At 69.8% G+C, this 11,467-nt stretch carries 14 protein-coding genes and 1 pseudogene; 8 read left to right on the forward strand and 7 right to left on the reverse strand.

What is annotated here, in order from left to right; translation table 11 throughout:
* Positions 1 to 287 precede the first annotated feature (287 nt).
* Together A5727_RS25430 and A5727_RS25435 are read left to right on the forward strand one after the other, a co-directional pair.
* Positions 288 to 1,286 (forward strand): LCP family protein, encoded by a 999-nt coding sequence (locus A5727_RS25430; protein ID WP_502687713.1) that lies wholly within the window; start codon positions 288 to 290, stop codon positions 1,284 to 1,286.
* Between the two features lie 172 nt (positions 1,287 to 1,458).
* Entirely contained in the window at positions 1,459 to 2,004 is a 546-nt protein-coding gene (locus A5727_RS25435; protein WP_068257251.1) for a ferritin, read from the forward strand.
* Between the two features lie 30 nt (positions 2,005 to 2,034).
* Here A5727_RS25435 and A5727_RS25440 read toward each other — a convergent pair whose 3' ends face one another.
* From A5727_RS25440 to A5727_RS25450, 3 genes are read right to left on the reverse strand one after another with little or no spacing between them, the layout of a single operon-like run.
* On the reverse strand, positions 2,035 to 2,859 hold the full coding sequence (locus tag A5727_RS25440; RefSeq protein WP_068257213.1) for a glycerophosphodiester phosphodiesterase: 825 nt from the start codon (positions 2,857 to 2,859) through the stop codon (positions 2,035 to 2,037).
* 4 nt (positions 2,860 to 2,863) lie between these two features.
* Positions 2,864 to 3,949, reverse strand: a complete 1,086-nt coding sequence (locus tag A5727_RS25445) for a DUF4328 domain-containing protein (RefSeq protein WP_068257216.1) — start codon at positions 3,947 to 3,949, stop codon at positions 2,864 to 2,866.
* A 38-nt stretch (positions 3,950 to 3,987) separates the two neighbouring features.
* Complete coding sequence (locus A5727_RS25450; RefSeq protein ID WP_068257254.1) at positions 3,988 to 4,329, reverse strand: rhodanese-like domain-containing protein; 342 nt, start codon at positions 4,327 to 4,329, stop codon at positions 3,988 to 3,990.
* A 350-nt stretch (positions 4,330 to 4,679) separates the two neighbouring features.
* On the opposite strand from A5727_RS25450, the gene A5727_RS27950 reads away from it, so the two are divergent.
* On the forward strand, positions 4,680 to 4,829 hold the full coding sequence (locus A5727_RS27950) for a hypothetical protein (protein WP_197507756.1): 150 nt from the start codon (positions 4,680 to 4,682) through the stop codon (positions 4,827 to 4,829).
* Between the two features lie 39 nt (positions 4,830 to 4,868).
* Here A5727_RS27950 and A5727_RS25455 read toward each other — a convergent pair whose 3' ends face one another.
* Positions 4,869 to 5,144, reverse strand: a complete 276-nt coding sequence (locus tag A5727_RS25455) for a S24/S26 family peptidase (protein ID WP_197507757.1) — start codon at positions 5,142 to 5,144, stop codon at positions 4,869 to 4,871.
* Positions 5,145 to 5,229: 85 nt separating this feature from the next.
* On the opposite strand from A5727_RS25455, the gene sodN reads away from it, so the two are divergent.
* The 3 genes from sodN (at position 5,230) to A5727_RS25470 (ending at position 7,383) form a co-directional block, all read left to right on the forward strand.
* Complete coding sequence (sodN, locus tag A5727_RS25460; protein WP_068257221.1) at positions 5,230 to 5,652, forward strand: superoxide dismutase, Ni; 423 nt, start codon at positions 5,230 to 5,232, stop codon at positions 5,650 to 5,652.
* A 164-nt stretch (positions 5,653 to 5,816) separates the two neighbouring features.
* Positions 5,817 to 6,350 carry a peptidase gene (locus tag A5727_RS25465; RefSeq protein WP_068257224.1) on the forward strand — a complete coding sequence of 178 codons (534 nt, stop codon included), beginning with the start codon at positions 5,817 to 5,819 and terminating at the stop codon, positions 6,348 to 6,350.
* A 637-nt stretch (positions 6,351 to 6,987) separates the two neighbouring features.
* Positions 6,988 to 7,383: a secretion protein EspR gene (locus A5727_RS25470; RefSeq protein ID WP_068257227.1), complete on the forward strand. Its 396-nt coding sequence runs from the start codon at positions 6,988 to 6,990 to the stop codon at positions 7,381 to 7,383.
* A gap of 16 nt (positions 7,384 to 7,399) precedes the next feature.
* On the opposite strand, the gene A5727_RS25475 is transcribed toward A5727_RS25470, so the two are convergent.
* Genes A5727_RS25475 through A5727_RS28285 form a run of 3 tightly spaced genes read right to left on the reverse strand, consistent with a single transcriptional unit; the run spans position 7,400 to position 10,233 of the window.
* Positions 7,400 to 8,527 (reverse strand): hypothetical protein, encoded by a 1,128-nt coding sequence (locus A5727_RS25475; protein ID WP_068257230.1) that lies wholly within the window; start codon positions 8,525 to 8,527, stop codon positions 7,400 to 7,402.
* Positions 8,524 to 9,015 carry an ImmA/IrrE family metallo-endopeptidase gene (locus A5727_RS25480; RefSeq protein WP_068257232.1) on the reverse strand — a complete coding sequence of 164 codons (492 nt, stop codon included), beginning with the start codon at positions 9,013 to 9,015 and terminating at the stop codon, positions 8,524 to 8,526. Before A5727_RS25480 ends, A5727_RS25475 begins: the two co-directional genes overlap by 4 nt.
* A gap of 33 nt (positions 9,016 to 9,048) precedes the next feature.
* Positions 9,049 to 10,233, reverse strand: a complete 1,185-nt coding sequence (locus A5727_RS28285) for a hypothetical protein (protein WP_231992225.1) — start codon at positions 10,231 to 10,233, stop codon at positions 9,049 to 9,051.
* A gap of 135 nt (positions 10,234 to 10,368) precedes the next feature.
* Here A5727_RS28285 and A5727_RS25490 point away from each other — a divergent pair, with 135 nt between their 5' ends.
* Together A5727_RS25490 and A5727_RS28425 are read left to right on the forward strand one after the other, a co-directional pair.
* Positions 10,369 to 11,025: a DUF6474 family protein gene (locus A5727_RS25490; protein ID WP_068257234.1), complete on the forward strand. Its 657-nt coding sequence runs from the start codon at positions 10,369 to 10,371 to the stop codon at positions 11,023 to 11,025.
* Between the two features lie 95 nt (positions 11,026 to 11,120).
* Positions 11,121 to 11,467: pseudogene (locus A5727_RS28425) on the forward strand (hypothetical protein); the annotation flags it as partial.

The following is an 11,467-nucleotide window of genomic DNA, read 5'->3' on the forward strand; positions in this document are numbered from 1 at the left end:
GCAGCCCCGACGCGGCGGGGGGGGGGGGGGCCGCCCCCCCCCCCCCGCGGGCCGGGGGCCGCCGCCGCGCCGCCGGGGGGGGGGGGGGGGGGGGGGGGGGGGGGGGGGGGGGCGGGGCCCCCCCCCCCCCCCCCCCCCCCCCCCGCCCGGCCGCGCCCGCGGGGGCCCCCCCCGCCCCCCCCGCCGCCCCCGGCGGCGGCGCCCGCCGGGCGGGGGGGGGGGGGGGGCGGCCGGCCCCCCCCCCCCCCCCCCCCCCCCCCCCCCCTCGGCGTCCCGTGCAGCGCGCCGTGGGCGCGCCCCCGCCGGCGGCGCGGCCGCTCCGGAAGCGACGGCGGGTGCCGTGGCGTGGCCTGGTCCTCTCGGTTCTGCTTCTCGTCGTGGCCGCCGTAATAGGCGGCGGCCTCTGGCTGGACCGTTCGCTGCAGCGCGTCGACGCGCTGCCCGACTATCCCGATCGTCCCGCCGCCGGCCGGGGCACCACCTGGCTGCTGGTGGGCTCGGACAGCCGGGCCGACCTGTCCGAGGAGCAGCAGTCCGAGCTGGCCACGGGCGGTGACCTGGGCTCGGGGCGGACGGACACGATCCTGCTGGTGCACATCCCTCACCTCGGCTCCAGCACGGACGCGACCATGGTCTCGATCCCCCGGGACTCCTACGTCGAGATCCCCGGTTACGGCAGCGACAAGATCAACGCCGCGTTCACGCTGGGCGGGGCTCCGCTGCTGGCGCAGACCGTCGAACAGGCGACGGGCCTGCGCATCGACCACTACGCCGAGATCGGCTTCGGCGGTTTCGCCGCCGTGGTCGATGCGCTCGGCGGCGTCACGATGTGCCCGGCCGAACCCATCAGCGATCCCTTGGCCGGCATCGATCTGCCCGCCGGCTGCCAGAAGCTGGACGGCCGCACAGCGTTGGGCTTCGTGCGCTCCCGAGCGACCCCGCGCGCGGACCTGGACCGCATGGTCAACCAGCGCAGCTTCATGTCCGCTCTCCTGCATCGCGCGGCGAGCCCGGGCGTGTGGCTCAACCCGTGGCGTTGGTACTCGGTGCCGACCGCGGCGGCCGCCTCGGTCGCGGTCGGCGACGACGACCACGTCTGGGACCTGGCGCGCCTCGGGTGGGCGCTGCGCGGCTCACCGGTCACCGTCACCGTGCCCATCGGTGGGTTCACCAGCGGCGGATCGGGCGATGTCGTGCTGTGGGACGACGACACGGCGACGCAGCTGTTCGACGCCCTCGCCTCCGACTCGCCCGTCCCGCAGGCGGTGTTGGACGCGCAACCCTGACTGCACAACGGCGGCGGCCTCGCCTGTGATCCAGCTAACTGACGTGATCCAGCTAACTGACGCCTGTGGGGCCGCCGAGCGCCTATCCGGAACGGTTCCAGTTAGGCAACCCTGCCCGAAGTAAGCCTCACCTTCGATGACAAGTGCTCTGACCTGCATTATCTTGGTGATCATGAACCACGCCGACGCTCCCCACACCAAGTTCCACGGACTCCTGCTCGACCAGATCCGGGAAGAGTTCACGGCGTCGCAGCAATACACCGCCATCGCCGTCCACTTCGACGGCGCCGACCTGCCCCAGCTGGCCGGGCACTTCTACCGGCAGTCCGTCGAGGAGCGCAACCACGCCATGATGCTGGTGCGCCACCTGCTCGACCGTGACGTCGAGGTGGAGATCCCCGGCGTCGACGCGGTCCGCAACGACTTCGCCTCGCCGCGCGAGGCGATCGCCCTGGCCCTCGATCTCGAGCGCACCGTCACCGACCAGATCGTCGCACTGGCCGCCGCCGCCCGCGATGAGCACGACTACCTGGGCGAACAGTTCATGCAGTGGTTCCTCAAGGAGCAGGTCGAAGAGGTGGCCTCGATGACCACGCTGCTGCGCGTGGCCGAGCGCGCCGGCGACAACATGTTCGACCTGGAGAACTTCGTCGCGCGGGAGTTGAGCCCCGGCGCCGCGGACCCGACGGCCCCCGCCGCCGCCGGCGGCGCCCTGTAGACCCTGCCGCCGCTGGCGGCGCCCTGTAGATCAGTCCCGGCCCGCTTCGGTCAGGCCGTTCTGCAGCCAGTCCTTCGTGCGCCCCGGGTGGTTGGTCGCCAGCCATGCCACCCCCTGCTCGCGGCAGAACTGCACGTCCTCGTAATGGTCGACGGTCCAGCAGTACAGCGCCCGGCCCTGGGCCGCGGCTCGGTCCACAAGCTCGGGATGCTCCCGCAGCGTCGTGATCGACGGGCCGACGGCCGTGGCTCCCACGGTCGTCGCGGCGCCGCCCGCCAGGTATCGCGAGGTCTCCCCCAGCAGCACGGTCGGCAGCAGCGGGGCGGCGCGCCTGATTCGCCACACGGCCGCGGCGCTGAATGACATCACCACGGCACGCGACAGGTCCGCCGACGGCGGCGCGGCGATGCCGAATCGGTGCAGCAGGGCCAGCACCTTGTTCTCCACCAGCGCGCCGTAGCGCACCGGGTGCTTGGTCTCGATGAACAGCTTGACCGGGCGGCGGAAGTCCAGCACCAGTTCGACGAGCTTCTCCAGCGTGAGCAGTCCGGTGTCGCCGTGGCTGCCGTCGGCGCGCCAGCTGCCGTGCCACTTCCCGTAGTCGTACTGCCGAAGCTGGTTGAGCGTGAGCTCGCTGACCAGTCCGGTCCCGTTGGCGGTGCGGTCGATTCGGCGGTCGTGCACGCACACCAGGTGCCCGTCGCGGGTGAGCCTCACATCGCATTCCACGCCGTCGGCGCCCTCCTGGAGGGCCAGTTCATAGGCGGCCAGAGTGTGCTCGGGCCGATCGGCGGAGGCGCCCCGATGGGCGACGACGAACGGGTGCCCGTCCAACACTTCCCCCGCCGAGTCCATGGCCCTATGCTGCCGGTTCGCGTCCGGTTGTCTCAACCGGTGGCGCCACATCGGGGTCGGCCGGCGTCGTGGTCTGCGGCGCTGGGCCTTCGGCCCCGACCACCACCCAGCGGTGCGCGGGGCGCTCGACGGGCTTGGCCTCGAACCCGCGCCACACCCGCGCGGTGGCCAGCACCGCGGCCATCGCGATCAGGTAGCCGCAGATCACGGCCACGGTGTTGTCCGCAACGGCCTGCGCCGAGTCGTTGACGCTCACGCCGAACCAGTGATAGCTGAACAGCGTGGCGACCGAGAACGCGGCGACGAACGCACTGAGCCCCCACACCAGCCACCAGACGAGGATCGGTTTGCGCATCCTCGTGTAGTGCCCCTCGGCCGTCGCGGTCTCTATGACGTAGACCGGCGCCCAGAACAGATTCACCAGCGGCACCAGGCAGCCGAACCACAGCGCCGACGTCGGACGCGGGTCAGCCGTGCCCTGATGCGCGAAGACAGCGGCCCGTCGCGCGATGAGCCACCGCGTCAGCACCACCCAGCAGGTGATCACGGCGGCCAGCGCCGCGACGCTGATGAGCAGGCCCAGCAGCACGGCCGTCGCCGCGAGCGCGGAGTTGAGCAGCACCGACCTGTTGATCAGCAGCAGGATGTAGCGCAGCAGGTACACGGCCGCCGCCACACCGAGCAGCACGGCGGTGATCTTGAGAACCCGTTCGACGACGACCGCCGGCGGCCCGCTCGGGGTCGTCGCCACGGGAGTGATGTCGAGGGGGACCGCGTCCTGCAGGGTCCATCTCGGGATGACGTCGTACCGCGGCGGCGGGCCGAGCGGGCGTCGGCGGGGCCTGGGGGGCGGCGGCGAGCCGGGCCGCACCGCGATCCAGCGGTACCCCGGCGGCAGCTGCCCGTTCCCCGCCGGTGCGGCGGAGGGCGGCTGACCGGGCGCGGGCCGGTTCCACCCGGCCTGCGGGGCAGGCGCGGCGGCGGTTTCGGGGCTGGGCGGAAGCAACGACCCCTGACAGCGAGGGCACCACGCGCGCTGCCTGTCGCGCACGTTCCAGCGCGTGCCGCACGACGAACAGACCTGGATCACCGCACCAGCCTAACGACGGGGCCTGCGTGGCCGCGTGCTCAGACGGTGCCCGCCGCGCCGGAATCGGTCACGACGGCACGACCGGACTGCGACCAGGCCAGCATCCCGCCGTCGACGTTGACGGGCTCATACCCGTTGCGCTGGAGGTACTGCGCGACGCGCAGGGAGCGTCCGCCGGCATGGCAGATGACGTACAGCTGTTTGTCGGTGTCGATCTCGGCCATCCGCGACGGGACGTCACCCATCGGGATGTGCTGGGCGTTGGGGGCATGCCCACGCTGCCACTCGTCGTCCTCGCGGACGTCGAGCAGCACGGCGTCGTCGCCGAACTCCGCGGGCAAGCCGGCGATCTGGATCTGCGGTACGGCCGAGTCATCCATGCCTTCGATCCTGTCACGCCGCCCGGCTCGGTCGCTGCCGGTCCGCACGATTCAGTGGCCCAGCAAGTGCCCACCTATCCACAGTTTCCACAGGCTTATCCACAGAGATTCCTTGGTGTGGACTCCCCCTTTCCTCGGGTTATGCCGTGAACGGCGCGGTGATTGTGGATAAACCCGTTCTCAGTGTCGCAACCATCAACACGGGCGAGCGAAATTGGTTGATGGGCTAACTGTTTTCGGCCGATTTCTGCCTGGATACCCAAGGGGTTATGATCGCCGTCACAAAAGATTGTCTGTGACGCATCTCACTTGGGGACGGGAATTTTGAACGTGAGGATCAGGAACAGCCGATGACGACGCAACCTCTCGGGCCGCAGTCGGCCCAGTCCTCGCACTGGTACTCCTCGACGTGTAACAGGTCGTACCTGCTGGCGCTCCTCCGCGCCGGCGTGGTCGCCCTGGTGCTGATCGGCATCCTCGCCCTCATCGTGCTCTTCTGACCGGTCCCGGGCTCCCCTGACCGGTCACCCCACTCCGAGTCAGCCGCCCGCCGTGCGGGCCGTCCACAGCACCCGGTAACTGCCGGCGGCAGGCACCCAACCGAACCGTCTCGAGTCAACGACGCCCGGTGCGTCCGGATTGTCCGACCGTGCCTCGAAGATCGCCGCCCCGCCGGCCCCCCGCACCTCGCCCACGCGCTTGATCAGCCACCGCGACGACGACGTGGGGTCCCGGAACACCCGCAGCTGCCCCGGTTTCACCCGGTCCCATCGGATCGCCAACAGTCCGTCTCCGGGGCGCAGCGTCGGCCGCATCGAGTCCTCGACCACCACGAATCGGCGCACTGGCCAGGCCCGGGTTGTTCGATTTCGGGGCACGCCGAAAGTGTAGGTTGGACCTATGCTGCATCGACTTTTCTCCAACGCGACCCCCGCCCACGCACACTGCGACCTGTACTGCGGTGTCTACGACCCTGCGCAGGCCAAGATCGAAGCGCTGTCCTGCCTCAAGACCCTGCAGAAGTACCACGACTCGGACGACGAGCACTTCAAGACCCGCGCCATCATCATCAAGGAACGCCAGGCCGAAGAGGTCAAGCATCACCTGATGGTGCTGTGGGCCGACTTCTTCACCAAGGACCACTTCGAGCAGTTCCCGAACCTGCACCAGCTGTTCTGGGACGGCGTCCACGGCGCCGGCGACGTCAAGAAGTCGCTGGACGTGGCCGTCGCCGAGAAGCTGCTCAAGACGATCGATGAGATCGCCGACATCTTCTGGCAGACCGACAAGGGCAAGCAGATGGGCGTCTACCCGCCCGCCTGAGCTGACCCCTCAAAGCCTCCTCGGGGCGCCGCGCCTGATGGCACGGCGCCCCGATTAGCAGTCGGCTCCTCTTGCCTGCCAACGCCTGTGTGCCTCATCCTGAGCGCACCGACCCACCGTCGTGTCGCACCTGGCAGTCCGTTTCGAGTTGTGCGGAGGCAGAGATGGAGACCGGCTCCGGGCGAGCGATTGGCCTCGCCCCCTTCCATTCCCGTGGTTCTCTCAAGGGTTTCGTGGTGTCCGGCCGGTGGCCCGATTCGACCAAGGAGTGGGCCCAGCTGTTGATGGCCGCGGTGCGCGTGGCATCACTGCCCGGATTGCTGCCCACGACAACCATTTTCGGCGTACGAGAAGAGCTTCCCGACGCCCCCGAGCCCAACACCGTCGGCCTGGTGCTGGCCGAGGGGACCGTCGTCGGCGAATCCGCCATCCCGCCCGGCCATTTCGCCGATCGCCAACCGCCGGCACTGCTGATGCTGCACCCGCCGTCGGAGACCACGCCGTCCCTGCCTGAGTGCAATGGAGCGGCATCCGGTTGCGTCCTACTGCCCGGACTGCCCCACCTCGGCCTTGAACATCGCGCCGCGTGGGTGGAGGCCGAATCCGACGGCACGGTCACCTCGATGGTCAGCCGGGTCGGCGTCGATCCGATCAGCCACCCGGACACCGCGATCCTCGCGATGCTTCTCGCCGCCTGAGCCGACCAGCCAGCGGTGAGGGGCACGACCGTGGAATCCCGGCGGGCCTGACGCCGCCTGGCCGTGCCGCCCTGTTGAGTCCACCGTAAGGTCCTCGAGGGGGCTGGACAGGTCCTGTGCGGATCTCCGCGTGAGTCCACCATGAGTCTCGGCGGGCACTGGACGAGTCCCGCGCGGATCTCCGCGTGAGTCCCCGACGGGCCTCGGTGGGGAAGCCGGCGGCCACGTTCGGCGCCCCCGGGCAGCACTCGCTTCGACTCGGCCGACAAGCGCCGCCACGTCCTCACCCGACGCTGGAGGAGATGAACTGGCCAGCGCAGCAGCAAATAGCCTTCGGAAGAGGGCCGATATCTGCAGCGGTTGCCCACGGACCCACCCGATGCCACAGATTTGGTCGAGCGACCATAACTGGCGGAGCTCACCGGCGCCCGCCTGAGCCCATTTACCCTGTTGTACACCGCGCCCAGCGCGGAAATCGCGGCAGAAGCCGCAGCGTGCGCGTTTTTCGCCCAAGAGCTTGCTTGAGCCGTCAATTTTCCCGTCGTTTGCACTTGGTTAACAGCGCATCAGTCGCTACGATGATCAGCAAATACACTAAACAGTCGGGGTGCGGCGCGGTTTCTGGAGGTCAAAAAGGATGAGTACAACGTTCGCTGCGCGATTGAATCGCCTGTTCGACACGGTGTACCCGCCGGGACGCGGGCCGCATACGTCGGCCGAGGTGATCGCTGCGCTGAAGTCTGAGGGCGTCACCATGTCCGCCCCGTATCTGTCCCAACTGCGGTCGGGGAATCGGACCAACCCTTCGTCGGCCACCATGGCCGCACTGGCCAACTTCTTCCGGATCAAGCCGGCGTACTTCACCGATGACGAGTACTACGAGAAGCTCGACAAAGAGCTGACCTGGCTGGCCAACATGCGCGATGAGGGCGTCCGCCGCGTCGCCGCTCGGACCGTGGGGTTGTCACCCGAGTCCCAGCAGGACCTCGTACAGAAGGCCGAAGAGCTTCGGCGCAAGGAACACCTGGACTAGGCCGTCGCGGCCCGAGTCACTCCACCGCCAGGTTCCGGTACTGGCGGGCGATCTCGATGATCCACTCTCGATCCGAGTAACTCTCGGGTTGACGCAGCCACGCGGGCCCGGGGAACCGGGCATGGCTGCCGTCGTCTCCGGCGCGAATCCACTCGGCGATCGCGCGCGCCTGCTCGCGGGGAGTCACATCCGGCCGCTGCCAGCCTCTGTCAGACGCCGCGTTTCCGCCGAGGTCTTCGACGGAGCGCTCGTCACCGTCGGGGACCTGCCGGCGCAGTGCCGCCGTGGCCTCCAGGAACAGCGCGTCCGAAATCAGTGAAAGCCGTTCTGCGACGCGGAACACCAGCGGACCGCGCGGTCGCACGCCGATCCCGATGCCGGGCTGACGGCGCTCGAGTTCGGTCAGCAGCGGCTGAATCAGCGACAGCTCCCGCCGACCGCTGAACCAGTCCTCCACCGTGGGCAGCAGTGAACCCGCGCCGACGACGGCCATGGCGCAGCCCAGCAGCACCACCGCTGTGCCGACACCGATCAGTCCGGCGTCGCTGACGGCGCGGATCAGGAAGAACGCCGCGGCCAACAGGATCAGAACGATGCCCAGGGTGAAGACGAACAGTGCGCGGCCCCGGCGGCTGCTGTTGGAATGCCGAATGCCGGCCCATGCCACCAGCGTCAGGGCGAACATCACGTACAGCAGCGGCACCAGCCACGGCAGCGCCAGATTGGCCGAACCCATGTTGCGGGTCAGGTATTCCGCCGGAGCCATCTCCTCCTGCCGGCCTCCGGCGAAGAACAGCGTGGCCGTCACAAACGCGACCACAGCCGCAAAACTGTACTGCGCAAAGGCAATTCGACGGACCATCACCGGACTGCGGTGTGAGGCGACGCTGGTGATCATGACGCAGCTGCCCGCAGCACACGCGATGAGGGCGACCTGACTGATGCCCACCGCGATGTTGGGCCAGTGCAGCCAAGCGTCGATCAGCAGCGTCAGCGGCGGCCAGTTGAGGGCTGCGACGACGGCGAGGCTGCCGAGGGCCACGATCATGGCTGTGCTGACCAACGACTGCTTGTTCACCAGGGCCCAGCCGATGCGCACACCGGTGGCCATTCCGAGCAGGCCCGCGATCACCCAGACCGTCAACCAAATGCCTCCCCAAGTCGCACCTGCACGATCGAGGATCGGTCGGAGGGCATCCGGCCCAACCGGTACAGCAGCAGCGCCGCGAAATCCTCGGCGTCCTGCTCGATGTCCTCACCGCCCGGCCCCATGCAACCCGTGCGCTGGTTGAGCATGTAGCTGATCAGGTCGTCGCTGGCGAACTCGGCCGTCCGCCGGGCCACCTCGGCGACCGCGATGCCGTCATGACCGAGGACCAGGTGGCCCAGTTCGTGCGCCAGGGTTCGGTCCCACGTCGGCAGCCCCCGCTGGATGAGGAACTCGTCGTGGTCGTTGTACTGACGCCACTGACCGCACACCCCTTCGGGCAGTTCGGCCATCTTGACTTCGATCTCGCGGCCGCGGTCGGCGCTGACGGCGTCGACCAGACGGTGCAGGGTCACCTCACCCTTGCGGGGTGCCAGATCGAGCACCTCCGCCACCGCCCTCGTCACGCGGCGACTGGCCGGCATGATTCTCCCTTACGCGCGCTCATCGTCTGACCGTCACTGCAGGAACCTTGCCGTGCCCGCCGCCCGGACCGCGTGTCCCGCCTTCGCCTGCCGATAGCCCATCAGTCCCCCCACGCCGGTGAGGGCCATCAACCCCGCGACCCCCGGCAACGCCAAACCCGCGATCTCGGACAGCGCCGCGTCGCGCAGGTACTCGGGATATCCGGCTCGGAAGGAGGCGGGAGCGACGTCGAGACCGACGCCCGGGCCCGCCTGGTGGATGGGGAGAACGGTGATCGACGCAGCCGCGGGCGGCGGTGGTGGCGCCGCGGGCGGGGCGACGTCGACCTGGCTGGGCGCGGGGACGGCGCCGACGGGCGGCGGCACGACCACCACCGGCGGAACCACGGCCGGGGGCGGCGGAACCGCCGGCGCGAGGGACGCCCCAGGCGGCAGTTCCTTCGGGGGCTCGGGCTCGGCTGGCGCGGCGTCGGGCGGCTGACCGTAGGGGCTGCCCGGCCAGTGTGCGGGGCCTTCGCCGCTGCCCCCACCCTGCTCGGGGAAATCGCCTTCGACCGGCGGCGGCTCACCAGGATCACCCGGATCACCGGGATCCCCTGGGCCACAGGGGTCTTCGGGATCCTTCGGATTCCCGGGATCATGCGGCCAGTGTCCATGGCCCGGCCTGGGCCACTTGCCCTCACCGGGTCCGGGCCAGTTGCCCTCACCGGGTCGGGGCCAGTTGCCGTCACCGGCCTTGGGTCCCTGTTCTCCAGCGGGCTTGGGCCAGTTCCCCCCACCGGGCCTGGGGTCGTTGCCCTCCCCGGGCTTGGTGGGCGGTCGCTTCCCGCCCCACTCTGTGACGTCGTCGCCGCGAGACGGTCCCGGACGGCCCTCGTCGGAGTCACGGTCGCCGCGCGAGGGACGCTCACCACGCGGGCCCGTCGGCGACTCGGATCCGGGGGACGGTGTCCGCGGCGCTCCGACGTAGGGTCCGGATTTCACCTGCGCTCCGCGCTGGGGTCCTGACTCCCGGGTGGTGTCCCCGATGCCACGGCCCTGACCAGCGCCGCTCTCATCACCGGAGCCTGCGGCGGCCACTCCCAGGCCCAGGCCTCCGACTCCACCGAGCAGCAGACCACAGGCGATCGCTCCCCCGATCGCCGCGACGCGCAACCGCGACCCGTCCACCTCTGCCCTGTTTCGCCGTTCGGCAAGCCATGCCCGCCCCATGAACATTTCCGCCCATTGTCGCATATTCCCAGGTGACGATTTCCCTTCCGGAGTCAGACGCTAGGGTTGGCGCAGGGCCGTGCAGCGAACCAGCGACGGCCCCGCGACATGCGCGGACACACCACCGGGAGGCAGCCGGGAATGGCCCTGTTCACAAAGCGGAAGAGCCGTGCGACTCGTCGTGCTGAGGCCAGAGCGCTCAAGGCCAAGGCGAAGATGGAGGCCAAGCTCGAGGCCAAGAACGAGATCCGGCGCATCAAAGCCGAGCAGCGTTCCGCCGCCAAAGCCCTCAAAGCCCAGCTGCGGGCACAGCGGGAGAGCGACCGAGCGGCCGTGAAGGTCGCCGAGACCCAGCTCAAAGCGGTTCGAGAGGGCAAATTCCTGTCGCCGGGACGCGTGCGTCGTCTCCTGACGGTCGCCAGGCTTCTCGCTCCGGTGCTGGTACCGATCGTCTACCGGGGCACCACCGCGGTTCGCGGCCTGCTCGACGAGCGGCGTGCCGACCGGCTCGGTGTTCCGCTGGCGCAGCTCGGCCAGTTCTCGGGCCAGGGCGGCGCACTCTCGGCGCGCATCGCCGGGGCCGAGCGGTCGCTGCGCGCAGTGGCCGAGAAGAACCCCAAGGACGCGGAGACCAAGCAGTTCGTCTCCGCCATCACGTCGAGGCTCACGGACCTGTCGGCCGCGGTCACGGCCGCCGAGAACATGCCGGCCAGTCAGCGCCGGGCCGCGCACACGGCCATTTCGGACCAACTCGACGGCATCGACGCCGACCTGATGGCTCGACTGGGCGTGCTCTGACGGGGACCGCGAGCGCAGTCGGCTGGCAAACACCCACCTGGCATGATGGTTCTCACCGGGTGACGTGAGACGACGAGGTGCAAAGGAGCGACCCGATGGCCGAGCAGCAGGATCAGCCCGAGGACCGTCCGGAGGCGGCTGCCCAGACTTCCGACGCGTCGGTGCCACCGGCGGCGCCACCACCATCCTCCGGTCCGGTGACGCCACCGGAGGCCGCGGCCGAGGTGCCCGCCAAGAAGGCCCCGGCGAAGAAGGCGCCCGCGAAAAAGGCACCCGCCAAGAAGGCACCCGCCAAGAAGGCCCCGGCTAAGAAAGCGGCGGCAAAGAAAGCACCTCCCGCCAAGGCCACGCCCACGGCCGAGTCCGCACCGGCACCCAAGCCCACCCCGCCAGCTGCGCCACCCAAGCCCGAACCCTCCGTCGAGGCACCCAAGCCCAACCC

Source organism: Mycobacterium sp. ACS4331 (genome assembly GCF_001667265.1).
In the GTDB taxonomy this organism is placed as follows: domain Bacteria; phylum Actinomycetota; class Actinomycetes; order Mycobacteriales; family Mycobacteriaceae; genus Mycobacterium.